Here is a 24,251-nt window from a genome sequence, read left to right as displayed (position 1 = left end):
GTTTTGGCTTTCGTCGTCTGTACGGCTTGTTACGGCTGAACTAGGCTAGACCCCTTGGGCAACGGCCGCACACTTGCAAGCCGATGTCGTTCACTTGCGAGGGACGGGATGCTACGAGGGCTTGGGGCGTGTCTTGTTGTCGCGATGGCCGCGATTGCATTCAACACCGCGCGTGCCGCGGATCAGGCCGATACGAAGGTCGTCGGTGCCTACTATCCAGCCGGCTCCGCCTCGCGTTACCCCATCGAGCGGATTCCCGCCGACAAGGTCACGCATCTGTTCTACGCCTTCGCACGGATCGAGGATGGCCGCTGCGCGATCGGTGAGCAGGCGAGTGCCCATATCGAGGCGTTGGCCAAGCTGAAGCGCGAATACCCGCGTCTGCGGACGCTGATCTCGATCGGCGGTTGGAGCGCGGGCGGCTTTTCGGATGCCGCACTCACCGCCAAGACCCGCAAACGTCTGGTGGCATCCTGCCTGACGTTGTTCTTCGACAAACATCGCGGCAGTTTTGATGGCGTCGATATCGATTGGGAGTTCCCGGTCTACGGCGGGCCGCCTGAGTTGACCGCGCGACCGGAAGACCGACGCAACATGACGGCATTGGTGCGCGAGTTCCGTCGCGAGCTGGATGCACTAGGACGGCAGCGCAAACAGGCGTATCTGGTGACCGCCGCGCTGCCGGCGGGGCGGATGGAATCCACGGGACCTTATGATCCGGCACGCAGCTTCGAGCTTGGCGAGCTGGCCAAGTTGCTCGATTTCATCAATCTGATGACCTACGACATGGGGACGGTGTTCACTCCCGTGGCGAGTTTCAATGCGCCCCTGCGCGAGGTGGCGGAAGATCCGCTCGATCCGCAGCTGCGCCGCTGGAACAGCGTGGAAGGTGGCGTCGATTACTACGAGCGCAACGGTGTGCCGGCGAACAAGCTGGTGCTGGGCGTCCCGTTCTATGGTCGCGGGTATCGCGTGAAATCCGACGCCCAACATGGCCTGTATCAGCCTTACAGCGGGACGTTCCCGGTCGGCGATTACCGCGACATCAAGCGCAAGCTGTTGAGCGATCCGCAGTGGCAGCGACACTGGCATGCGGTGGCGCAGACGCCGTGGCTGTTCAATCCCAAGGAACACGCGTTCGTCAGCTATGAAGATCCCGAGTCGATCACCATCCGCGCCGGTTTTGCCAAGAAGCGTGACCTGCTTGGAGTGTTTACGTGGGAACTGACCGCGGATGACGATGAGCAAGCCTTGCTCGATGCGATGGTCAAAGGGATGAAATGAGCGGAATGGCTCCGCCGACCGGCGACCGTGCTCCAGCCGTATTCGCAAGGTTTCGTTCTCTGGTTGTTTCGTTTTGCCATGAAAACGGGGATGAAAACAGGATGCGACTCGCTGTTCCAGAATGACTTTTCGGCAAGAGGATTTGTGGAAATGTTTGTGGAACACATTTCACAGTCCCCTTACTCAAATTTTACTGCCGCCTTCCTGTCGCGTGATCGAATCCGCGAGTTGGACCAACACTGGGAGGATGAGAATGAAGAAGCACGGCATCGCAATTATTTTGGCGTTTCTATTGCCCATCGGATCGGCCTTGGCCGCGGTGGTGCATGTCTCCGGCAGTGGGCAGAGCTATGACCCCGGTATCGCGCTGGAGGATGCCCGCGCCGATGCCATCAGCAAATGCGAGGCGCAGGGAGGAACACCGATTGAAGAGGTGTACAACCACGTGAGCCGGAACAACTACTGGTCCGCGTCCTCGATCTGGACATGCGACGTGCCTGACGGGCAGTAGGCTGGAACAATCTGGACACACGCTCAGGCTCCGTGATCGGAGCCTGATGCGTATGCGGAATCGGTCGCAGGCGGTCCGATGTCGTGAGCGGATGGGCGTCATGATTCGTCGGTATGCGTGCGGAGGGCGGCCGCGACGTCGCGAAAATTACGTCTGGCCTGTTTCAAGCCTCGTTTCAGGCGGTTACAGTGTCGGGCCTTTCCGCCAGCCACGCAGAGCGAGCAACACGATGACCAACCCGGCCCCATATCCGATCGGCACGCCTGGACAACCCTGGGGCGACACGGAGAAAGCCGAATGGCTGTCCCGGCAGACGCGCAAGCGCAGCTACGAAGCCGATGTGCTCAGCGTGATCGATCGCCTGCGCGCACGCTTCGACGCGACGGAATACGGTCATCTGGACTATCCGCCCGACAGCTATCCATTGATCGCCGTCAAAACCCGTGCATGGCGCGATGATCTGCCTGTTGCGCTGGTCACAGGCGGGGTGCACGGTTACGAGACCAGTGGTGTGCACGGAGCGCTGAAATTTCTCGATCTGCATGCGTCGCAGTACGAAGGACGGATCAACCTGGTCGTCGCGCCTTGCGTCAGTCCGTGGGCCTACGAACGCATCCATCGATGGAACCCGCATGCGATCGATCCGAATCGCTCGTTCCGCGAGGGCAGCCCCGCGCAGGAGTCGGCCGCGCTCATGCGCATGGTCGCGCCGCTGCACGATCGCGTGCTGATGCACATTGACCTGCACGAGACCACCGATACCGACGAGTCCGAGTTCCGCCCCGCGCTGGCCGCGCGCGACGGCAAGGCATCGAAGCAGGGCGGGATTCCCGACGGTTTCTATCTGGTTGGCGATAGCGAGAACCCGCAACCCGAGTTCCAGCAGGCGATCATTGCGGCGGTGGCGGAGGTCACGCATATCGCGCCAGCCGATGAGAAGGGCGAGATCATCGGTTCTGTCGTGGTCGCGCAGGGCGTCATCAATTATCCGGTCGAGCAGCTCGGTCTGTGCCCCAGTATCACGGGCGCCGCCTACAAGACGACCACCGAGGTCTATCCGGACAGTCCGCGCGCAACGCCCGAGCAGTGCAACGCAGCACAGGTGGCGGCGATACGGGCGGCTCTCGATTTCGTTCTGACGCGCACGAAGACCGGCTGAGATCCCGCCGTCACATTTTCCTGTGCGCTGGCGCTCTGGCCCGGCGACGGTCCTCGTTGCGATCCATTACCGGAAGCACATGGCGCGGACGACCGGCCCGATCACACTGCGTGTCTTCGTCGCAAGGGAATCTGCCGTGACCGCCTGCATTGTTCAGCATCAGCCTGATTCCGCCGCGAATCGTTTTCCCGCGATGCACCTGCGTTGGCTGGCGCTGGCGGCGCTTGCCGCAGTCGCCTCCGTGCAGGCGCGGGAGCCAGTCGCGCCGAATCCGCTCGCCGCACTCGACAACGGCTTGCGACCCAGCGCGATCGCGCCGGACGAAGCGATGCCGCACTGGTCGCTGGCCGAACGCATGCGTCACTACAAGGTGCCCGGAGTGGCGGTCGCGGTACTGAAGAACGGCGAGGTGGTGCAGGCGTCGGGCTTCGGCGTGCGCGAGGCCGGGACGCAGGACAAGGTCGATGGCGACACGCTGTTCTCGGTCGGATCGATCAGCAAGGTGGTGACGGCGGCGACGACGCTGCGGCTCGTCGCGGAAGGGCGGCTGGATCTGGATCGCAATGTCGACGATTACCTGAAACGCTGGAAGCTGCCGGCATCGACTGAAGTGCCGAAGCCGCAAGTGAACCTGCGCATGCTGATGTCGCACACTTCCGGCCTCGGTGTGCATGGGTTTGCGGATTACCAGCCTGGCGAGCCGTTGCCGACGCTGGGGCAGATACTCGACGGACAAAAGCCGGCGAAGGGCGAGGCGGTGCGGTTCAAGCACGCGCCCGGACTGGTCAACGATTATTCGGGCGGCGGCGTCACCGTGGAGCAGATGGTGATCGAGGACGTTGCCGACATGCCGCTGCGGCAACTGGCCGAGCAGCAAGTGTTCGTGCCATTGGGCATGCGTCGCAGCACGTTTGAAAGCCCGCTATCGGTCGCGCGCGGCAACATCGCCAAGGCGCACAACGGCGAAGGTGCGCCGAACGCACTGCCGCGCGGCTGGGAAAGTTTTGCCGAGGCGGGGGCGTCGGGCTTGTGGACCAGCGCGAACGATCTGGGCAAATTCGTCGGCGGGTTGATCAAGAGTTATCAAGGCCGTGCCGACTTCCTGTCGCAGCCGTTGACGCTCGCGATGATGACCGAGGTATCGCCTGGTCCGTTCGGTCTGGGGCCACGCCTGGGCGGTGCGGGACCGGGGCGATATTTCTTCCACGCGGGCGCCAACGAAAGCTATCTGGCCTTCATGGAAGGCTATCCGGAAACGGGCGACGGCTTCGTGATCCTGACCAACGGCAGCAATGGTGGCGAGTTGTCCTTTGAGATCCGCAACGCGTTGGCCGATGCGATCGGCCTGGGCGCGCATCCGCCGATGCGCACCGTGGCGCTGCGCCTGCCGCCATCCCCCGATTACGCTGGCCGTTATCGGCTCGATACGTCCGTGCCCATGGATTTGCGTCGGGCATCGGCGGACAACTTCGATTTCGACTCCCTGCAAGTGAGCGTCAAAGGTGATGTGGTCGAACTCGTGCTACCTGGCCGGGACAAGCCAACGCCGCTCCTGCCGCTGGGGCCGGCGCAGTTCGTGCATGCTGGTCTGTATCTGTTCGTGTTCGAATTCCGCCGGGACGCCTGGGGCAAGGTGCGCGGGATTTCGCTGTCGATTCCCGAGGCGGATGCGGTGGCGTACTACGCACGCGAGTGAATTCAGGCCCCGAACCCCGACTTTCGCCATACGCGCGCACAGGTCCGGAAGTGTAAGAGTGTCGAGAGTCTGGCGAGACCTGCTGCAAGGGCAGCGGCTGCCGGGACGCCCGCCGACAGGAGACATCACATGCCCACCCGCCGCGAACTGCTCAAACTCGGCGCCCTCGCCACGGCCGCGAGCGCACTGCCGTCCCTCACTTCCGCTGCCGCGTCTGCGCCTGTGGGCAAGGCCGCCAAGCCCCTGAACATCCTGATCCTGGGCGGCACCGGCTTCACCGGTCCGTTCCAGGTGAACTATGCGCTGGCGCGCGGCCACAAGATCACATTGTTCAATCGCGGCAAGAAGCCTTCGCCGGAATGGCCGGGCGAGGTCGAGCAACTGCACGGCGATCGCAACACCGGCGACCTGAAAGCGCTGGAAGGTCGCAAGTGGGACGTGTGCATCGACAATCCCACCAGCCTGCCGATGTGGGTGCGCGATGCGGGCAAAGTGCTGAAGGGCAACGTCGGGCATTACCTCTTCATCTCCACGATTTCGGTTTATGCGGACGGCAGCAAGCCCGGCATCACCGAGGATGCACCGCTGGCCGTCTACAAGGGCAAGGACGCGATGGCCGAGACGCAGGAAACGCTGCGCGGCGACATCGAGAATCTCTACGGCCCGCTGAAAGCGCTGAGCGAAGCCGAGGCGCACAAGCAGTTCGGCGAGCGCGTGACCATCGTGCGCCCGGGCTACATTGTCGGGCCGCGCGATGAGACCGACCGTTTCACTTACTGGCCGCACCGCGTAGCGCAGGGCGGAGAGATGCTGGTGCCAGGCGATGGCGCGGATCCGGTGCAGATCATCGACGGTCGCGATCTGGGCGAATGGATGATCCGTCTTGCGGAAGCGGGCACCACCGGTACGTTCAATGCCGTAGGCCCGAATTATTCGCTGGGTATGGACGCGATGCTGTATGGCTGCCAGGCCGTCACGGGCGGACCGGTGACGTTCACCCATGTCACGCCGGCATTCGTGGAGGAAAAGAAAGTCGATCTGCCGATCTGGGTACCGGCGCGTGACAATCCTTTCGCCGGTTATGGACAGGTGAGCAATGCGCGTGCGATCCAGGCGGGGCTTACCTTCCGCCCACTCGCCACGACCGTCACCGATCTCCTGGCCTGGTTCCACAGTCTACCCGCTGATCGCCAAGCCAAGCTGCGCGCGGGCATCACGCGCGAGCAGGAGTCGGAATTGCTCAAGGCCTGGGGTTCGCGCAAGGGCGCATGAACTGACTCGCCACATCAAGGATCAAATCGTGCGAAATTCAACGCTCAAGCGTGTATTGGCGGGCTGTCTGTTGTGCGTCACGGGCCTGGCGACGTCCGCCCAGGCCGAGATGAAGGCTTCCACCAACGAAGTGCATTGGGTGGCAGCCTGGGGTGCGGCACCCGTATCGGCAGGCGACGAGTTGAAGGCGCAGACGGTGCGGCAAGTAATTCGCACCAGCATCGCCGGGTCCGCCGTGCGTATCCGTCTCTCCAATCTGTATGGGACGACGCCAGTGACGATCGGGCCGGTGCGTGTGGCCAAGTCCGCGGGCAAGTCGGCTGTCGAGGTCGCTACGGATCGCGCGGTGACGTTTGGCGGCAAAACGACCGTGATCATCGCCAAAGGCGATAGCTTGCTCAGCGATCCGGTGGCGCTGCCCGTCACCGCGCTCGAACAGCTCGCGGTGAGTTTGTATCTGCCCAAGGGCGCGAAGCAGCCGACCGTGCATGGTGCCGCCGGCCAGGACGCGTTCTTCGCGAACGGCGATGCCACCGCGGTAGCGGAGTTTCCTGCAGGCGAGCCGGAAGACAGGCGTTATTTCCTGACGGATGTTGAAGTTGCGGCAGATCCCGGGGCGCGCGTGATCGTGATCGTTGGCGATTCCATCACCGACGGCGTTGGTTCGACCGAGAACCGGAATGCGCGCTGGCCCGATGCATTGGCTGAAAGATTACAAGCCGATTCGGCATTGGCGGACATTGCCGTCGTCAATTCGGGTATCGCCGGCAATCGCATTGTTAACGATGGGGCGGCGCCGTATCGTGGCCCAAGCTCTCTTTCGCGTTTCGATCGTGATGCCTTGAGTAAGCCGGGAGTGCGCTGGGTACTGCTGTTGCAGGGCGGCAACGATATTTCCGCCTCGGATGTGTTGAAGCAGCCGGAGCAGAAAGTGTCGGCGCAACAGATCATCGATGGCATGAAGACGCTGATTGCCCGCGCGCATGCGAAGGGCATCAAGATTTTTGGCGCGACGCTGCTGCCCAGGGGAGGCACGGAATTCCCGGCGCCCCCCACGCCGGCGGCGCTGGCCAAGCGCGAGGAGGTCAATGCCTGGATCCGCGATTCCGGTGCTTTCGATGTCGTGGTCGACTTCGACAAGGTGATGCGCGATCCCGCGCGCCCCGATCGTCTGCGGTCCGACTACGACAGCGGCGATCATTTGCATCCGAACGATGCCGGCTACAAAGCGATGGCCGCAGCGATCGATCTGGCGTGGTTTGCGGAAGGTAAATAGATTCGCATCGAATAGGCCGGCGCGGACTTGCCGGCCCTAACGATTGATGGATGGGCCGTTTACTCCGATATAGCCGTTGGCGCAGCCGGTGGTGCAGGTCGTGGACAGCATGTTGTAGAGGATGCGCCCGGCATTGTTCTTGGAACGAAAGTGGCCGACACCACTGCTGGTATCGCCGCCTCCCGCGTTGTAAGGCATGCCGTCGGCCCAATCCCAGTCGTAGGCATATGCGCTGCTACCGAAGCCGATGTCGACCTGTGCCTTGACGTTATTCGCGGCGTTGAACAGGGCGCCACTGCTGCAGCCGGCCGCGTAGCTGGTGGTGAAGCAGTGGACCTGGTCGTACAGGCCTGCGGTGATGGTGTAGAAGGACACGGAGGAGAACATCGACGGCAGTGCGCGCATGCCGTCGCTGCCGCTTCCGGTCCAGCGGTTGTAGCCGTAGTAGGGCACGCCGGTGCTGGGATAGAAGCCGAAGGTATAGAAATCGTATGGCCAGACGTAGGCCTCGGCGTTGCAGGTCGGCGCGTAGGGCGACTGGTAGCCGGAGGCGTAGCAGGTGTTCAGGCCGCGCAGCCCGCCACCGATGTTGACGAAACGGCGCACGCTGCCCTGGTTGCCGTGGTAGCGCATCATCGCCAGCGCCATGCTCGCGCCCATGGAGTGGGCGACGATGTCGACCTGGCTGCGTCCGGTGTAGGCCTTCACCTTGTCGATGAAGGTCTTGAGGATCTGGTATTTGGCTGGCTCGTGGTAGTTGTACTGTGGTGTCGATCGTTCGTCGGCATCGAGATAGGTGATGCCGAACAATTCGCAGTCGTTGTAGCCGCGTGATTTCAGTTCGTCGTACACGGAAAGCGATGGCGTCGTGTAGCCCGATACGGTGCCTGGCGGCATGTCGAAACTGATCGCGCTGTCGCCATTGCCGGGAATGAAGACCACCGGGGTGCGCGTGGCCGTGCAACTGCCGCCGCCGAAGCCGCCGTTGCCGACACCGGGGCTGAAACCACCGGCGTACTGCGAGGCGGCACCGGTGCAGACAAAGCCATTGTTGCTGCCACAATCGAGCGCCCACGCGGGCGTGGATGCGATCGCGGTGAAAGCCAATAGTGCGGCCAGCAGGAAGCGCCGTATGGGAGAGCGGCTCGATGCAACGAGGGATTGAGAGAAAAGGCTGCGTGCCATGTCGATCTCCAGGCGGATGGTGGAACCGGGGAGACAGCCTGTTGATAGTGAGAGCACGCCGCTAAGGCGGCCATTGCACGAAAGGGCATGATGCGCTGCGGCAATGCCGGACATTCGCGCGTATCCGCGCTGATGCGCCAGACATCATGCGAAGCATGTGATCACGGGGCGGCTATAATGTGCGGGTCCTCACTATTTCTTCCCCGATCCGATGTCCGACGCTCCAGCTTGCCCACTTTGCGCACTTGATCACACCTACATGGACGGCACGCTGTGGGTCTGCCCCGATTGCGGACACGAATGGAGCGATGGCGACGCCCCGACGGAAAATGCCAAGGTGGTGCGCGATTCCAATGGCAATCCGCTCGCCGAAGGCGATACGGTCGTCGTCATCAAGGACCTGAAGGTCAAGGGAAGCTCGATCCCGCTCAAGCAGGGCACCGTGATCCGCAATATCCGGCTGGTCGAGGATGATCCGGAGCACATCGAAGGTCACTCCGACAAGATCAAGGGCCTCGTGTTGAAGACCTGCTTCCTGCGCAAGGCGTAACAAGGCGTCACGACGCCGCCGCACGGAACACTTCGCGGTCGTAAAGGTTGACTGCGCAGGCAAAACAGTTTCAGATCGCTTCGACATCAGGCGAGGAGCGTGATCGAGGGCATGGCGCGAATGGCGCATGCGCGATCTCCGAACCGGGGCATCAGGGGGTGATGCGCGATTAGCCGAATGCGTCGGAATCGACGCGTTCCGGCATCGAACACCAATCTGAAGCTGGCTGCCCGCACGGGCAGGGGAGAGGGCATGATGACGATTCGCAAGACGATGCTGTCCGCAGGTATCCTCGCCGCGCTGGCCGCGGCTACGCAGGTCCAGGCACAGGAAGCCGCCAACGCGGCACAGGAAACTCCCGCGCCGCAAGGCACGCAAAATCCCACCGAACTCGACAAGGTGGTGGTGCAGGGCATCCGCGCCAGCATGCAGAGCTCGCTGCAGACCAAGCGCAACGCCGATGCAGTGGTGGAAGCGATCACCGCGGAAGACATCGGCAAGTTCCCGGACAAGAACGTCGCCGAATCGCTCTCGCACCTCACCGGCGTCACCGTCGATCGCAATTTCGGGCAAGGCGAGCAGGTCAGCATCCGTGGCACCGAGCCGTCGCTCAACCGCACGCTGCTCAATGGACAGACCATCGCCTCGGCGGACTGGCAGATCCTCGACGGGCCTGGCCGCACCTTCAACTACACGCTGCTCTCGCCTGAAATTGTCGGCCGGCTCGAAGTGTTCAAGTCACCGGAGGCCCGCATCGACGAGGGCAGCATCGGCGGCACCGTGATCGTCTATACGCGTCGTCCGCTCGATCTGCCCAGCAACACGATCAATGGTTCACTCGGGCACGCCTACAACGACCGGTCCGGCGACGGTTCGCCCAGCATCTCGGGCCTGTACAGCTGGAAGAATTCGAGCGAGACGTTCGGCTTCCTGTTCTCGGCGCTGTATTCGAAGGAGGAACTGCGGCGCGATGGCGTCGAGGTGTTCAGCTATCCGACCGTGGCATCCACCAACACCACAGGTGATCCGCCCCCGCCCCGGGGATTCCCCACGTTGGACGGCAACGATCGCAATGCCACGTTCCCGAATGCCATCAATTCTGCCCTGTTCCAGCAGGAGCGCACGCGTCGCAGCTTTACCTTTGGATTGCAGGCCAAGCCGAACGATGCTTTCGAACTTAATCTGACCGGCGTTTACATCAAGGGCGAATACAACAACTACAACCAGAGTCGCTACGCTTTCAACAACTGCCCCGCCTCTGCGTATATAGCCAATAAGTGTTCGAGCTACGTCACTTCTGCAACCATCCGCAGCGGTGTAGTGACGGATGCTACATTCAGCAATGGTCTTACTTTGCTCGATGCCATTGACCGCGAGGCAGAGGTGAAGACCTATTCACTAGACCTGCGCGCCGATTGGCGCGGCGACGGCTGGAACGCGAGCGCCGAAGTGGGCACGACCAAGGCCGATGGCGGCACGCAGCAGCAGCACTTCCTCGAATTCGAAGGATACGGTGGCTACACGTACCACCTTGGGGAAAAATCGGCGTCGGTCGATTTCGACAAGGATCCCGCTAATCCGGCCAACATGGAGAGGATCGGCCTCGGCGAACTGCGCCAGCAACCCACGCGAGACAAGGAACGCTACGTGCAGGGCGATTATTCGCTCAGTGTCGACTGGGGCCCCGTCAGCCAGTTGCAGTTCGGCGCCAAGTATCGCGATCACGAAACCGGGCAGACCGATCGCATCGCCGCTGTCGATCCGAGCAGATTGGCCGGTCTTTCGCTCGCGGACTTCGACGGCGGCGCCACGCCGGAAGATTTCCTCGACGGTATCGACGCCGATGGCGGCCTGACCGGCTGGTCGACGGCCGATCGTCTGGCATTGCGCGATTTCCTGCGCGGGGTTCCCGAGTACGGCAATCTGCAGGAGAGACCCGAAGGCAGCTTCGATATCCAGGAGAAGATTCAAAGCGCCTATACGCAGGCGAATTTCGGTTTTGGCGCGGTGCGGGGTAATGTCGGCATACGTTACGTGCGTACCGAGCAGACAAGTGTGGGGCAGACTCGGACGCCGCAAGGACTGTTCCCAAACAAGTTCGAGAAGACCTACAAGAACTGGCTGCCGAGCCTGAATCTGGCATGGGACGTTCACGACGATGTGGTGCTGCGCCTGGCTGCCTCGCGCGCGTTGTCGCGCGCGAACTTCGATGATCTTTCCTCGTTCATCGTGCTGCGCGATACGGTGAACACCGGGAATGGCGGCAATCCGGATCTCGAACCTTACCGGGCCAAGAACTACGATCTGTCCGGTGAATGGTATTTCAGTGATACCGGCCTACTGGCCGCCACCGCGTTCTACAAGGACATCGACACCTTCATCGTCAATCAGTCGGCGAAGGAGTTGCAGTTCAACGTGACCGACAACCAGTTCGAGATCTACGACATCACGCGTCCCCGTAATGGCCGCGGCGGCCGGCTGTACGGACTGGAGCTGACATTCCAGAACACCTGGGATTCCGGCTTCGGTGTGCAGACCAATTACACGTACTCCGAAGGGAGCACCAGCGAAGGCCTGGAAGTGCCGTTCAACTCGAAGAACGTTTTCAACATCACGCCGTTCTACGAAAATGACCGCTTCAGCGCGCGTGTGACCTACAGCTGGCGCGACAAGTATTTCCGGGCGATCGGTGTCGACGGCGTGGTGACGACCAACGATGCGTACACGCAGGTCGACGCCAGTCTTGGGTTCAAGGTCAACGAGTACCTGGAACTGACCCTGGAAGGGCTGAATTTGCTGGATGAAACGCAATACCGCTACGCAGGCACCGAAGACCGGCCGCTTGGCATCTGGCGCAACGGGCGACGCTATTTCCTCAATGCTCGCGTCAAATTCTGAGGTGGTGCCCGGACAGTGGAGTAGCGTCGTCCCGGTCCACGCCGGGGCGACGAGATTAGCCGTAGAGTTGTCGGCATGAGCAAGGCAAGTCGCGTGTCCTGGACATCGCATCAGCGTCGTGTGCCGATTCTCGCGGCTGCGGGTCTCCTGTTTGCATCGGTGGTCGGTACCGGGTCACGGCCCGGGATGGCAGCCGAACCGGAGACGCACAGCCCCGTCCCCCAATCTGAAATCCTGCGGGAGCTGCCGGCGGCGGATCGGGACTGGGTCGAACGAACCTTTGCCGGCCTCGATCTCGATCACAAGGCCGCGCAGCTGGTGTTCGTGAAGACCGAGGCCCGGCCGCGTCCATTGGATTCACCACAGACCGTGCAACTGCTGGAGCAGGTGCGTGATCTCGGAATCGGCGGCCTGGTGTTGTCGCGTTCCGAATTCGACACCGTCGTGCCTTATCTCGATCGCATGCAGTCGGCGGCCAGGATCCCGTTGCTGGTGTCGGCCGACTTCGAGCGTAGCGTCGGATTCCGGGTTGACGAGGGATCGGTGCAATTGCCGGGCACGATGGCGATCGGAGCGCTGTCGTCGGGCGCCGAGGAAGCGGCGCGCTTTGTAGGTGAGTTGACGGCACGCGAATCACGTGCGCTGGGAGTGAATTGGGTGCTGGCGCCAGTGGCCGATGTCAACGTCAATCCGGCCAATCCGGTGATCAACACGCGTTCGTTCGGCGAGGAGCCCGAACGGGTCGGAAAGCTGGTCGCCGCTTTCATCAAGGGCGCGCGCACGTCGCATTCACCGGTCATGACTTCGGTCAAGCATTTTCCGGGACATGGCGACACCGCTGTCGACAGCCATCATGGCTTGCCGACGATCACCGGCGACCGTGCACGCTTGAATCGCGTAGAGCTCGTCCCGTTCCGTGCCGCGATCGCTGCGGGTGTCGATTCGGTGATGCTCGGGCATCTGCAGGTGCCGGCATTCGATGCCAGTCTGGCACCGGCGACGTTGTCGCGCACACTCACAACGGGATTGCTGCGCGACACATTGGGATTCCATGGCCTGGCGGTGACGGACGCGATGGACATGCGTGGTGTCGGCGGCGTCTGGGTCGGCGCGGCGGCGGTGCGTGCCATCGCCGCGGGCGCCGATGTGTTGCTGATGCCGCCCGATCCGCGCGTGGCCGCGCAGTCGATCGCGCGTGCGGTGCGCGAAGGACAACTGCCGGCCGCGCGTCTGGATGAGGCGGTGCTGCGCGTGCTCGCCGCCAAGGCACGATTGGGGTTGCAACGCCAACATCTGGTGGATGCCGAGGCGGCGCGCGAGCGGGCCGGACGCAGCGACGATCAGGCGCGCGCCGACGCGATCGCGCACGAGGCCATCACGTTGGTGCGCAATACCGGCGATGTCGTGCCGCTTTCGGTCGAACGGCGCCTGCGCATCCTGCACCTGGTGGTGGCCAGCGACGGGATCGACAATCCGTCGGAGTTGTTCGATGCCGAGCTCGATGCGCGCCGCATTCCCCGGGAAACGCAGCGTCTCTTGATACGGCTGTCACCGGATGAGCGCGCTGCCCTGGTGGCACGAGCGAAAGACGAATTCACCCACGTCATCGTGTCGCTGTATTTGCGGGGCGGTGGTCAGATCGAAGCGAGTCAGGCGGAGCTGTTGAACGCACTCGGCGCATCCGGGGTCCCGGCGGCCGCGATCGTGTTCGGCAGTCCGTACGTGGCGATGCAGCTTCCACAGATGCCTGCGTTGCTGTGCGCATGGGGGCCGTGGTCTCCGAATCAGCGCGCCGCAGTGCAGGCGTTGTTCGGCGAGAGCGCGATCGAAGGGCGGTTGCCGGTCACCCTGCCGGGGGTGGCCAAGGTGGGCGAGGGATTGCGGCTTCCGCGCCGTCAGCTCGGGTTGGCGGTTGCAGCGGACGGAAAGAAAGCCGCGATCGCTGCGGGCTTCAGGCCCGAAGGCTTGGATGCGGTGGCGCGGCTGCTCGACAAGTCGGTGGCCGACGGCGCCTTCCCGGGCGGTGTCATTGCCGTCGGTCATGGCGGCAGGCTGGCGATGTTGCGTCCGTTCGGCCATCTCTCGTATGACAAGAATGCGCCCGCGGTCGCGGCTGACACGATCTACGATCTCGCCAGCCTGACCAAGGTGGTCGCGACCACGACGATGGCGATGATCCTGGTCGATCAAGGACGATTGGATCTCGACGCCGCGGTGGCGTCGTATCTGCCGAAGTTCGTGGATGCGCCAGGGCAGGGGGCAGGCAAGGACAGGATCACCATTCGCCAGTTGCTGACTCACTCCGCTGGATTGGAAGCCTCGGCACCTCTGTTCAAGGAGATCAAGGGCAAGCAGGCCTATCTTGAACGCATCGAATCCATGCCGCTGGCATATGTGCCGGGCACGGAGACCCGGTATAGCGATCTTGGCGTGATCCTGCTCGGGGAAATTCTGGAACGCGTCGCCGGTGTGCCGCTGGATGTCTTCGTTCGCGAGCAGGTATTCGAACCGCTCGGTATGCGGGAGACACGATTCTTTCCGCAACCTCCCGCACCAGAACTCCTTGCGCGCATCGCGCCGACAGAGCAGGACCCATGGCGAGGCCGGCTCGTTCGTGGCGAGGTGCATGACGAGAACGCTTATGCGCTCGGGGGTGTGGCGCCGCATGCGGGGCTGTTCTCCACGGCGGGCGATCTGGCGCATTTCGCGCAGATGCTGCTCTACGGTGGCGTGTTCGAAGGCCACCGCATCGTTTCCCGCGAGACGGTCGAATTGTTCACCCGTCGTGCCGATCTCGTGCCCGATTCGAGCCGGGCACTCGGCTGGGACACGAAATCACCGGTTGGGTCGTCCGCGGGACATCTGTTCTCGGCCCATGCCTACGGACACACCGGGTTCACCGGCACCTCGATCTGGATCGATCCCGAACAAGATTTGTTCGTGATCCTGCTGACCAATCGCGTGCATCCAACGCGCGAGAACAATCAGATTCGCACGGTCAGGCCAGCCGTCGCGGACGCGGTGATCGAGGCGCTGGTCACGCTGGATCGGGGTTCGGGCGCATCGCGACCGCATTGACGTGAAAAAAGGAACGAGAGCATGAGCCAGGTGTTCAAGCGAGTGCAGAACCCGATTCTGACAGCGCTGCTGGTGGTCGTCGCCGCCTGCGCAAGCATGCCGCCGCAGGAGTTGCCTGCCGCGGGCAAGCAGCAGGATGTGCTGACGCTGCTCGGTATCTCTCCCTCGGAGGAGTCGGTCGATTACGTTCGGAACAAGACCCAGTTCCAGCTCCATACCTTGTTGACCGAGCAGCGGCATCAACGCACCTGGGATCTGAGCGAACGCATCTCGCGAGAGACCGCGGAAGGGTTGCGGATGCTGTTCTCGGTGGACGACGACATCACCGCGCGGCTGGAAAAACTTTCGCGGGAACCGGCGCCAGCGGCGCTCTCGGATGCCATCGAGCAGGCGCTGCTGCAGCGCAGGAAGATCTACATCTACGGGACTGGCGCCACGGGGCGTCTTGCCAAGGAGATGGAAAGCACGTTCTGGCGCCCATTCTGGCGTCGCGCGCTCGCCGATCCCGTAATTCGGGCGAAGCTCAAGCCGCATCTGTCCACCGATATCGAATCGGAGTTGATCGGTGAGATGACCGGCGCCGATCGTGCCCTGATCAGTTCGCTCGAAGGTTTCGAGGATCTGCAGCTGATCGGTCGCCTGCAGCTTGCCGATCACGACATCCGCAAGGGCGATGTCGTGATCGAGGTGACGGAAGGTGGGGAAACCTCCGCCGGCATCGGCACCGTGCTGGGCGCGCTCGATCAGTGGAAGTTCGTCGAGGGCGAGGGCGGGAGCAAGCCGGTTGCGGACTACGATCCGGCCGAGGCCGCCAGGCATCTGTTCTTCGTCTACAACAATCCGGATTCCGTGTTGCTGCCGTTCGAGCGCAGCCGGCAGGTGATCGAGCAGCCGGGCATCACCAAGCTCAACCTGACCACGGGGCCGCAGGCCATCACCGGTTCGACGCGGATGCAGGCGACGACCATCGAGACCTTCGTCATCGCGCACGCGGTGCAGGAAGCGGTCGGGCGTGTGCTCGAGCGACTTCTCGATGCCGAAGAGTTGGCCCGGCTGGGCTTCGAGCGCGGCACCTCGCTGCAGCAACGCTTCGCGCGATTCCCGGAAGTATTGTCCGCGGTCAAGGCCACCGTGCCGGATCTTGCCAAATTGACGGATCTCGAATCCGACACCTATCGCGATGGACATTTCTCTACGTACTTCGCCGATCGCGGCCTGATCACCGTCTTCATTGACAGCACCGAGCGCAGTCCAACGTTTCGTCTCTTCCCGCTGGATACCGTCAACGAGCCGCAGCGCAAATCCTGGATACAGGTGTGGACTCCCGCGCGGGACACGCAGGAAGCCTGGCGCAAGATGCTCGGACGCCCGTTCCTTGGTTTGCAGCCGGAACGTTATCGCGAGCCGTTCGCGACGCGGATCGAGGATCCTTACCTTCGCAATGCGGCGCTGGAAAGCCTCAAGCGCGCGGGCGATGAACAGCAGTCACTTTACGACTTCTCCTTCGCAGCCGGTCTGAAACATCGTGGTCCGCAGCCCGGCGATCTTGGCGTGATGGTGGCGATGGGGGACGAATCCCCGGGGCTTGCCAATCGCGGATCCGCGTTCGCCCGCTTCGGTGCCGCGTTTGAAGAGCGCGATGCGCGGCTGGGCATCGTATACGTCGGCACCGAGCAGGCACCGGCGTGGCCTGGTGCTGACGCCACTGTCCATGTCGCGGTCGGAATGCGGGACGATCCGTTCGGTGTCGATCAGCAGATCGCGCTCAAGATGCTTCTGAACGCGCATTCGACCGCCGTGATGGCGCGCCTGGACAAGGTGGTCGGCAACACGATGACCAACGTGAGCCCCAGCAACCTCAAGCTCATCGGTCGCGCGACCTATTTGATCCAATCGCATGTCAACGATGTGCTCGCGAGCGAGGCCTGGACGCGGCGATACGGCAAGCAGGCGCCGGTCACGTATGCGCAGGCCAATGCCGTGCTGTTCGACACGATCGGATTCGTCCGGGAAAAGAAGAAGGCGGGGGATCAGGCGTCGGCGGAGGTGTCGCTGGCGATCGTGCGCATTCTGGAGTCACTGCGCCTGCAGCGAGCGGTTTCGTATGACGAGGCCCTCGCGCTGCTAAAAACCGGCGGGTTGAACGGATACCTGGCGAGCCTCAGAACCCCGTGAGCTGACATGCCCGAGCGGCGGCGGTTGACCGTTTCCCCTGGAAAATGGCCGGATTTGACGCCAGCCACTTATCTGACTAAAGTCAGAGAATGGATTTGGAGCAGATTCAGCAAGTTCGCAGCTTCAACCGTTCGGTTACGCGGCGGATCGGGGTGCTGAACGATAGTTACCTGGGCCGTGGCCGACCGTTGAGCGAGGCGAGGCTGCTGTTCGAGATTGGCAGGGAAGGGGCAGAGCTCCGCGATCTGCGCGCGCGGCTGTCGCTGGACTCCGGCTATCTCAGCCGCCTGCTGCGTTCGCTGGAAGCGCAAGGGTTGGTGACGTCGCAGCGTGCTTCCGACGATAGCCGGGTGCGGCGAGCGGCGCTGACGCGCAAAGGGCTGCGTGAGGTGGAAGAACTCGACCGCCGTTCCGAGGAGTTCGCGACCTCGGTGCTCGCGCCGCTCGGCCCGTCGCAGCGCGATCGCCTGGTCGCGGCCATGGCGGAGGTGGAACGGCTGATGCGGGCGTCGGCCGTCACCATCGAGGTCGTCGACCCCGGCAGCGCGGACGCACGCGCATGCATCGCGGCGTACTTCCGCGAACTGGATGAGCGTTTCGACGCCGGATTCGATCCGGCGCGCAGCACGTCGGCCGATCCCGATGAGCTGACGCCGCCAGCGGGATTGTTCCTCATCGCGCGTCTGGATGAGCAAGCCGTCGGCTGCGGTGCGTTCAAGGTGAAAGACCACGGGGTCGGCGAAATCAAGCGCATGTGGGTGGCGCCCTTCGCACGCGGGCTCGGCATTGCCCAGCGCATTCTGGATGCGCTCGAGGCGCACGCGGTCGAAGCCGGCCTGAGCGTGCTGCGGCTCGACACCAACCGGACGCTCAAGGAAGCGCAGGCGCTCTATGCCAGGAACGGGTATCGGGAGATCGCGCGCTACAACGACAATCCTTACGCGCACCACTGGTTCGAGAAGGCCGGGCTGCAACCGGCAAAGAAGCGGCGGGACGCAAAAACGTCTCCCAAGCCGAAAGGTGCCGGCAAAGGTGCCGGCCGCACCGGCCGCTAGCGCCAGCACGAACAGTCACGGGCAGCAGCGCGAACGCTGCTTCTACCGTCGCTCCTACTTCGGCGGCGCATCCCGATAGCGGAACGTTAGCCAGATGCCGACCGCGACCGCGTAGCAGAGATTCGGCACGTAAGCGCGGTCCAGCGTGGTGACGTGCGTGGAGATCGCCATGAAATTGGTGTACGCCGCCTGCGAAAGCGTGAAGGCGGCGACCATCAGCATGAGGCGGATCGGAACCGGGTTCCCCATCTGGATGGCGATGATGGTGGCTTCGGAAACCAGAACGCCGATCATGAAAGGAAGCAGTCCGCCGATCAGGACCAGGCTGATCAGGTTCTCCTGCACGCGCGCCAGCAGCATGAGGTCGGCGAAGGTCAGGCCGAGAGGGCGGGAGATCAGGAACAGCAGCAGGCCGCTGCAGAAGGCCATGATCCGCACGTACTGCTCGGCGCCGGTGGCATTGAGGATGACGCGGATCGCGATCCAGATCTGACTGGAGATCGTCAGGAGGATCAGCAACTGCTCAAGAATGGTGAAGACGTCCCACTTCATGCCGGTCCGTGGAGGGAGGGTGTGACGGGCAAGGATACAGGCCCTCGCAGTTCGCGTCTTCTGCACCCGGCTACGCGCCAGGATCCGTCCGCCAGGGCCCCTTGGACGCCACGCCATGGCGGTGAACCCCCGCGTCAAGCTCGGGAGCGCCCCAGCCTGTCTTTTATCGGCCGTGGAAGTACGCTTGAACCGGGTGAGCGATGGGGTGCCGGCCATGATCGAATCCTCCCGGGTGTTGTACGCACGGGAAGCGGGGCTGGATGTCGCCGAATTCCGGCGCGTTCTGGTGGAGTCCGGTCTCGGTGCGATTCGTCCGGTCGACGACGAGGCGCGGCTCCGGATGATGTTGTCGGCGGCGAATCTGATCGTGACGGCACGATTGAACGAACCTGGAAACCCCTTGGTGGGTGTCGCACGTTGCGTCACCGATTTTTCCTGGTGCTGTTATCTGTCGGAACTCGCGGTCTGCGCTTCGGCGCAGAAGCTCGGCATCGGCAAGGGGCTGCTCGATGAAGCGCGGCGCCAGTTGGGGCCGAGCGTCAGCTTGATCCTGGCTTCGGTGCCGGATGCGGTCGGATTCTACGAGCGGGCAGGCATGGCGAAACTGCCCGATGCGTTCTGGTACAAACGTGAATACTGATCGTTCGTGGTTCACGGGATGACAGTTTTCACGGCAGCGAAAACCGTACGCCGGGCGATGGCCGAATGGTGATGGAGTCGCGCTTCTGGCCTACGGCATTTATGCAAAGTGTGCGCGCCGCTTGGGGTTCGCAGTAGCGGCGTCATTCGATCGTTCGACCAGGGGAGTTCACTAGTGAGCATCAACCAGCATGCGCTGCTTTCCCGTCTTGGGAAGCCGGCCAAGTTCTTATGCGTTTCCGTATTGGTTTTTGCTTCGGGCCTTGTCGCGCCCGTTGCCGCCACCCGTCAGAGTGTCGCGGGTGTGATTCGCACCGAAGCGAGTTTGTCATGGCCGGCCGAGCCGCCGGCGCAGATCTGCGGCAACACGGTATTGCTGGATGGGCCGGCGACGGCCCCGGAGGGTGCCATCGTCGTGCCGGCCGGCAGCAACAGCGGTTTCAATTTCAATCAGCCAGGCGCCACGTTCTGGTTCGAGCCCGGTGTGCATACGCTTGGCGATGACGTCTACGGGCAGATCATCACGCGCGACAATACAACCTACATCGGCGGTCCCGGCGCGATCATTGATGGCCGCAATCTGAACCTGTATGCCTTCACCGGCAACGCGCTGAACGTGACGATCCGCCATCTCACCGTCCGCAATTTCGGCCGAGGCCTGGACAACAACAACGAGGGCGTGGTGAACCACGATGCCGGCGACGGTTGGCTGGTCGAATACAACACCATCATCAACAACGACGGTGCCGGCGTTTTCCTCGGCAGCGACAATACCGTGCGCTACAACTGCCTCAAGGACAACGGGCAGTACGGCTTCAGCATGTTCAAGATGCCGGTGGAAGGGGATTCGGCGATCAAGAACATCGTCCTGGACCACAACGAGATCGCCGGCAACAACACCGATGACTGGGAAACCCGCGAGCCCGGCTGCGGCTGCACCGGCGGCGGCAAGTTCTGGGATGTCAACGGCGCGCGCGTCACCAACAACTGGGTGCACGGCAACAAGAGCGTCGGGTTGTGGGCCGATACCAACAACATCGATTTCCTGTTCGAAGGCAACTACATCGCCGACAACGAGGACGAGGGCATCTGGTACGAGATCAGCTACAACGCCACCATCCGCGGCAATACCTTCCTCAACAATGCGTGGATGAAGGGCCAGCGCAACCAGGGTTCGCCAGCGCCGGCGATCTACCTGTCGGAATCCGGTGGTGACGCACGGCTGGCCAGCACCGTGTCCGGCGCCGCCAAGATCCGGATCTACGACAATTATTTCGAGAACAACTTCTCCGGCGTGTCGATCTACGAGAACGCCAACCGCTTCTGCAACTCCAACGGCAATACCAGCAAGGGCTACTGCACGCCTTTCGTGCCTCCCACGCTGATTCCGGAGCCGCACGACTACGACTATCTCGATCCGATCAGCGCCACGCATCCGTGCTACACGCAGGTGAGCAGCGAGCCGTATCGCACGGATTGCCGTTGGCGTTCGCGCAACATCGAAGTGACCAACAACGAGTTTTATTTCGACCCGGCGGTCGTCCCCTGCGCAGGAGCGGACTACTGCGGCGTGCAGGCCCTGACGGCGACCGGTGCCGACAACCTTCCCTGGTCGCCTTATACCGTGGCGGGCATCCAGGACGAGGTGATGTTCAACGCCAACAACAAGTTCACCAACAACCACTATTACGGCCCGTGGCAGTTCGCCAAGCGCTGGGGCGAACGCATCAGTTTCTCGGCCTGGCAGGCGGCGCCGTATTTGCAGGATGCGGGGAGCACCAGTGACCAGGGCGGCGGCCCGGGGCCGGTCGGCAACCTGATCGACGGCGACACCTCGACGCTGGAAGGTTCCGTTGGCTACTGGGGCGGCTGGTACAACGCCAACGTCTCGCGAAGCACGGAGCAGGCGCATGGCGGCAGTCATAGCCTGCGCGTGGACATCACCGACTCGTATTGGGGCGTGGAGGTTGCCAACTATCCCGGTTATGTCGCGGGCTCCGGCCCGAAGAGCGTCAGCTTCTGGGTCAGGGGCGGGGGGGGTGTCCCCGGCAATCCGAAACTGGTCCTGGAGTGGCGCGGTGATTCCGGGCAGGTCCTCGCTTCCAATGCCATCGCCTTCCCGGCCTTGACCGCGGACTGGCAGCAGGTGACCGCCTCGGCCGATGCCCCGGCAGGCACCAGCAGCGTCCTGATCACCCTGGTCGGCTCGGGGAGCAGTGGCGTCTCGTTCTACCTCGACGATGTGGTCATCGAAGAGGCGCAGGACTGAACGACTTGAGTTTCAAGGCTTCCGGCATCGGGCGGCTTGCCCATGCCGGAGGCGATTCCTGCCGATCCTGCGTATGATCCGTTCCCGGCGGCGCCTGGGGACGCGCTGGTCGGAGAAGAGAATGCGAACGAACCGGCTGCGCGTTGCCACGGGTATCGCCTGGATGTTGCTGTCGTGCCTGATCGCGGGAACGGCGCAGGCGCGCATGAAGAGAGTGGATCCCGGCGAGGTCGCGACGCTGGAGGCGGACGAAGGTTTCGTGCTGATGGCGGTGGACACCGACATCAATCTGTCCAATATCCGCTTGAACAGGCAAGGGCGCGATTTCGGTTCGGGCTCGATGAACAGCATCAAGGTGGGCACGTCCTATCGGCTGTTCGTCGCACCGGCTGGCGATTACCAGTGGCGGCGCATCGACCCGCTTCCGTCGCTGACATACTCCCTGCGTGACGATCCGGAGTTCAAGTTCAAGGTCGCGCCTGGCGTGATCACCTATGCGGGCGATCTGCTGTTCCGGCCGAAAACGGTCTGGCGCGCCGATATCGCGATGGTGAACCGCAGTCTCGCCGCGATCGACTGGATGGAACGCACGCATCCAACTATCCAGGGGCGCTATCGATTCGAGTATTCCGGGCATTATCCGGACCCGTTTCCGGCGTTCTACAAAGAAGCTCGCGCGCGTCACCTAGGCACGAATCCATCCGCCGAAGTGGCCTTGAAGCCGCTGCCGCCACCTGGCGCGTTGCCGCTGCCCATCAAGACGCTATGGCGCCAGGATCGCATTCGTGGCGTAGAGATCAATCCGCGAGGTGATCTTCTCGCGATCCTGGTCCGGGAGGCGGACAACGATTGGCATGTCGATCTGATCGACCTTCGTGAAAGCACTCTCAAGCGCATGGCCAACAGCGCGGCGGAGTTCGATCAGATGCATTGGGCAGGCGAGGATGCCTTGCTGGTGTCCAGCAAGATTCCGATGGTGAAGCGTGTCTCGCAGATTCTTCGTTTTGGCGTCGATGGCAACGGGAAGCGCACGGTGGCCGTGCTCAAACTTCCGGAGGAAGGATATGTCACGGATCCGCTGCCGCAGGATCCCGAGCATGTGCTCTTCGCTTCCCGGGCCAATGACGGGTCCCTCCTGATCCATCGCATGGCGATCGATTCACAGAAATCGATCGATCGGACGCCGCTCGGCAAGTCGGCACGCCTGAACGTCGGCGTGAAGGACGACGTGCTGTGGTTCACAGACGGTGCGGGAAATCTGAGTCTGGCGCTCGTCAAGCGCGAGGACGATTACGTACTCGTGCACCGGAGCGGGGATGTCTACCAGGATGTGATGACATTGGCGGACGATGATGATGAATTCAATCCCGTTGGAGTTTCTTACGATGGACGTGAGATCTACGCCCTGACGGACAAGGATCGCTCACAGCGCGACCTCGTCGTCTACGATATTGAGCAGCGCAAGATGACGCGCACGCTGTTTTCCAAGCCCGATGTCGATGTCGACAGGGTCCTGTTCGGTGACCGGCGCGCTCCGATCGGCGTGTCGTACTTCCAGGGCGGGCGTCGCCTGAACGAGTATTTCGACGATTCGGGAAACCAGCTGGAACGACAGCTGCAGGCTGCCTTTCCTGGGCGCAACATCGCCATCGCCGACCGCAGTCAGGACGGAAAACAGGTCATCCTCTGGGTCGATGCGGGCGATCAGCCGCCGCAGCTCTATCATCTCGATCGCGACAAGCGCCAGGCGAGTCTAGTTGGTGAAACGATGCCCTGGTTGCGCGATATGCGCTTCGCCCCGACCGAGCTCGTTCGATTCAAGGGAGTCGATGGCCGCATATTGGATGCTTTCCTGACGCTGCCACCGGGAGATGGAAAGCCCCCGCTCATCGTATTCCCGCACGGTGGGCCGGTTGGTGTCGCCGATACGCTGGCTTTCGATCGCGAGGTGCAATTCATCGCATCCCTGGGCTATGCGGTGTTGCGCGTCAATTATCGGGGCTCGGCCGGGTATGGGAAGGCGTTTCGCGAGGCGGGATATCATGCTTACGGTACTGCCATCGAGGACGATATCGATGCGGCGATCCGCGAGGTGCTGGCCAAGTATCCGGTCGACGAGAAACGCATGTGCGCCGTCGGGAGCAGCTACGGGGGTTATTCCGCGCTGATTCTGTCGATGCGATGGCCTGACAGGTTCCGCTGTGCCGTGTCCATCGCCGGTGTCAGCGATCGCATCCTTTTCTTCACCGCCAGCGATAGCGCGCACAACGAGAAGGGTCGCAAGCTCATGGAGCGCATCATCGGCGATCCAAACAAGCAACTGGAAGAGATGAAGAAGACCTCTCCGCTGTATCGGTTCGACGAGATCCGGGTGCCCGTGATGCTCGCTCACGGTCGTGAAGACCGCCGAGTGGATTACGAACATATGCGCCGCCTGCTGCGCATGCTGGACATGGCGGGACACACGCCCGTCGGCGTAGCGTTCGACAAGGAGGGACACGGCGTGGACGATGAGAAGAACGTCGAGGTGCTGTGGAACGGCGTGGCGGGGTTCCTGCGTCAGTATCTCGGTGACGGGAAGACGGTGTCTTCTTCCGGCGCAAGCGCGCCCGCGGCTGTACCAGGCGCTGGCGGATAGCCCGGTGCCGTACT

At 62.7% G+C, this 24,251-nt stretch carries 16 protein-coding genes; 14 read left to right on the top strand and 2 right to left on the bottom strand.

What is annotated here, in order from left to right; genetic code table 11:
- Positions 1-144: 144 nt before the first annotated feature.
- The 6 genes from AC1RNP_RS11390 to AC1RNP_RS11365 all read left to right on the top strand — a co-directional run bounded on the left by AC1RNP_RS11390 (position 145) and on the right by AC1RNP_RS11365 (position 7,198).
- Positions 145-1,284, top strand: a complete 1,140-nt coding sequence (locus AC1RNP_RS11390) for a glycoside hydrolase family 18 protein (protein WP_493051379.1) — start codon at positions 145-147, stop codon at positions 1,282-1,284.
- Positions 1,285-1,537: 253 nt separating this feature from the next.
- Positions 1,538-1,795 carry a hypothetical protein gene (locus tag AC1RNP_RS11385; protein WP_493051378.1) on the top strand — a complete coding sequence of 86 codons (258 nt, stop codon included), beginning with the start codon at positions 1,538-1,540 and terminating at the stop codon, positions 1,793-1,795.
- Between the two features lie 229 nt (positions 1,796-2,024).
- The gene (locus AC1RNP_RS11380) at positions 2,025-2,954 is read left to right on the top strand and encodes a M14 family metallopeptidase (RefSeq protein ID WP_493051377.1); all 930 of its coding nucleotides are present in this window, start codon (positions 2,025-2,027) and stop codon (positions 2,952-2,954) included.
- A 136-nt stretch (positions 2,955-3,090) separates the two neighbouring features.
- Entirely contained in the window at positions 3,091-4,650 is a 1,560-nt protein-coding gene (locus AC1RNP_RS11375) for a serine hydrolase domain-containing protein (RefSeq protein ID WP_493051376.1), read from the top strand.
- A gap of 129 nt (positions 4,651-4,779) precedes the next feature.
- Positions 4,780-5,922, top strand: coding sequence for an NAD-dependent epimerase/dehydratase family protein (locus AC1RNP_RS11370; RefSeq protein ID WP_493051375.1), 1,143 nt, complete (start codon positions 4,780-4,782; stop codon positions 5,920-5,922).
- 181 nt (positions 5,923-6,103) lie between these two features.
- On the top strand, positions 6,104-7,198 hold the full coding sequence (locus AC1RNP_RS11365) for an SGNH/GDSL hydrolase family protein (RefSeq protein ID WP_493051374.1): 1,095 nt from the start codon (positions 6,104-6,106) through the stop codon (positions 7,196-7,198).
- Between the two features lie 36 nt (positions 7,199-7,234).
- On the opposite strand, the gene phaZ7 is transcribed toward AC1RNP_RS11365, so the two are convergent.
- On the bottom strand, positions 7,235-8,383 hold the full coding sequence (phaZ7, locus tag AC1RNP_RS11360) for an extracellular native short-chain-length polyhydroxyalkanoate depolymerase PhaZ7 (protein ID WP_493051373.1): 1,149 nt from the start codon (positions 8,381-8,383) through the stop codon (positions 7,235-7,237).
- A 211-nt stretch (positions 8,384-8,594) separates the two neighbouring features.
- On the opposite strand from phaZ7, the gene AC1RNP_RS11355 reads away from it, so the two are divergent.
- The 5 genes from AC1RNP_RS11355 to AC1RNP_RS11335 all read left to right on the top strand — a co-directional run bounded on the left by AC1RNP_RS11355 (position 8,595) and on the right by AC1RNP_RS11335 (position 18,139).
- On the top strand, positions 8,595-8,933 hold the full coding sequence (locus tag AC1RNP_RS11355; RefSeq protein ID WP_493051372.1) for a zinc ribbon domain-containing protein YjdM: 339 nt from the start codon (positions 8,595-8,597) through the stop codon (positions 8,931-8,933).
- Between the two features lie 252 nt (positions 8,934-9,185).
- A complete protein-coding gene (locus AC1RNP_RS11350; protein ID WP_493051371.1) occupies positions 9,186-11,831 on the top strand; it encodes a TonB-dependent receptor in 2,646 nt (881 codons plus the stop codon).
- Positions 11,832-11,906: 75 nt separating this feature from the next.
- Entirely contained in the window at positions 11,907-14,909 is a 3,003-nt protein-coding gene (locus tag AC1RNP_RS11345; protein WP_493051370.1) for a serine hydrolase domain-containing protein, read from the top strand.
- Between the two features lie 21 nt (positions 14,910-14,930).
- On the top strand, positions 14,931-17,084 hold the full coding sequence (locus AC1RNP_RS11340) for an N-acetylmuramic acid 6-phosphate etherase family protein (RefSeq protein ID WP_493051369.1): 2,154 nt from the start codon (positions 14,931-14,933) through the stop codon (positions 17,082-17,084).
- Positions 17,085-17,173: 89 nt separating this feature from the next.
- Complete coding sequence (locus AC1RNP_RS11335; protein WP_493051368.1) at positions 17,174-18,139, top strand: bifunctional helix-turn-helix transcriptional regulator/GNAT family N-acetyltransferase; 966 nt, start codon at positions 17,174-17,176, stop codon at positions 18,137-18,139.
- Positions 18,140-18,193: 54 nt separating this feature from the next.
- On the opposite strand, the gene AC1RNP_RS11330 is transcribed toward AC1RNP_RS11335, so the two are convergent.
- Positions 18,194-18,907: a hypothetical protein gene (locus tag AC1RNP_RS11330; protein WP_493051367.1), complete on the bottom strand. Its 714-nt coding sequence runs from the start codon at positions 18,905-18,907 to the stop codon at positions 18,194-18,196.
- Here AC1RNP_RS11330 and AC1RNP_RS11325 point away from each other — a divergent pair.
- From AC1RNP_RS11325 to AC1RNP_RS11315, 3 genes are all read left to right on the top strand, one after another.
- Positions 18,906-19,331 carry a GNAT family N-acetyltransferase gene (locus AC1RNP_RS11325; RefSeq protein WP_493051365.1) on the top strand — a complete coding sequence of 142 codons (426 nt, stop codon included), beginning with the start codon at positions 18,906-18,908 and terminating at the stop codon, positions 19,329-19,331. The two genes, AC1RNP_RS11330 and AC1RNP_RS11325, sit on opposite strands and share 2 nt — an antisense overlap.
- 303 nt (positions 19,332-19,634) lie before the next feature.
- Positions 19,635-21,599 (top strand): right-handed parallel beta-helix repeat-containing protein, encoded by a 1,965-nt coding sequence (locus tag AC1RNP_RS11320; RefSeq protein ID WP_493051364.1) that lies wholly within the window; start codon positions 19,635-19,637, stop codon positions 21,597-21,599.
- 121 nt (positions 21,600-21,720) lie between these two features.
- A complete protein-coding gene (locus AC1RNP_RS11315; RefSeq protein ID WP_493051363.1) occupies positions 21,721-24,237 on the top strand; it encodes an alpha/beta hydrolase family protein in 2,517 nt (838 codons plus the stop codon).
- Positions 24,238-24,251 lie beyond the last annotated feature (14 nt).

The organism is Luteimonas sp. GW821-FHT14E02, assembly GCF_058803905.1.
The sequence above is the reverse complement of the archived record's forward strand: the minus strand, read 5'-3'. Positions and strand labels throughout refer to the sequence as shown.

Bases quoted from the DNA above. Each gene is read 5' to 3' on its own strand.
- AC1RNP_RS11390 (WP_493051379.1), top strand. From the start codon at position 145: ATGGCCGCGATTGCATTCAACACCGCGCGTGCCGCGGATCAGGCCGAT.
- AC1RNP_RS11385 (WP_493051378.1), top strand. From the start codon at position 1,538: ATGAAGAAGCACGGCATCGCAATTATTTTGGCGTTTCTATTGCCCATC.
- AC1RNP_RS11380 (WP_493051377.1), top strand. From the start codon at position 2,025: ATGACCAACCCGGCCCCATATCCGATCGGCACGCCTGGACAACCCTGG.
- AC1RNP_RS11370 (WP_493051375.1), top strand. From the start codon at position 4,780: ATGCCCACCCGCCGCGAACTGCTCAAACTCGGCGCCCTCGCCACGGCC.
- phaZ7 (WP_493051373.1), bottom strand. From the start codon at position 8,383: ATGGCACGCAGCCTTTTCTCTCAATCCCTCGTTGCATCGAGCCGCTCT.
- AC1RNP_RS11355 (WP_493051372.1), top strand. From the start codon at position 8,595: ATGTCCGACGCTCCAGCTTGCCCACTTTGCGCACTTGATCACACCTAC.
- AC1RNP_RS11350 (WP_493051371.1), top strand. From the start codon at position 9,186: ATGATGACGATTCGCAAGACGATGCTGTCCGCAGGTATCCTCGCCGCG.
- AC1RNP_RS11345 (WP_493051370.1), top strand. From the start codon at position 11,907: ATGAGCAAGGCAAGTCGCGTGTCCTGGACATCGCATCAGCGTCGTGTG.
- AC1RNP_RS11340 (WP_493051369.1), top strand. From the start codon at position 14,931: ATGAGCCAGGTGTTCAAGCGAGTGCAGAACCCGATTCTGACAGCGCTG.
- AC1RNP_RS11335 (WP_493051368.1), top strand. From the start codon at position 17,174: ATGGATTTGGAGCAGATTCAGCAAGTTCGCAGCTTCAACCGTTCGGTT.
- AC1RNP_RS11325 (WP_493051365.1), top strand. From the start codon at position 18,906: ATGATCGAATCCTCCCGGGTGTTGTACGCACGGGAAGCGGGGCTGGAT.
- AC1RNP_RS11330 (WP_493051367.1), bottom strand. From the start codon at position 18,907: ATGGCCGGCACCCCATCGCTCACCCGGTTCAAGCGTACTTCCACGGCC.
- AC1RNP_RS11315 (WP_493051363.1), top strand. From the start codon at position 21,721: ATGCGAACGAACCGGCTGCGCGTTGCCACGGGTATCGCCTGGATGTTG.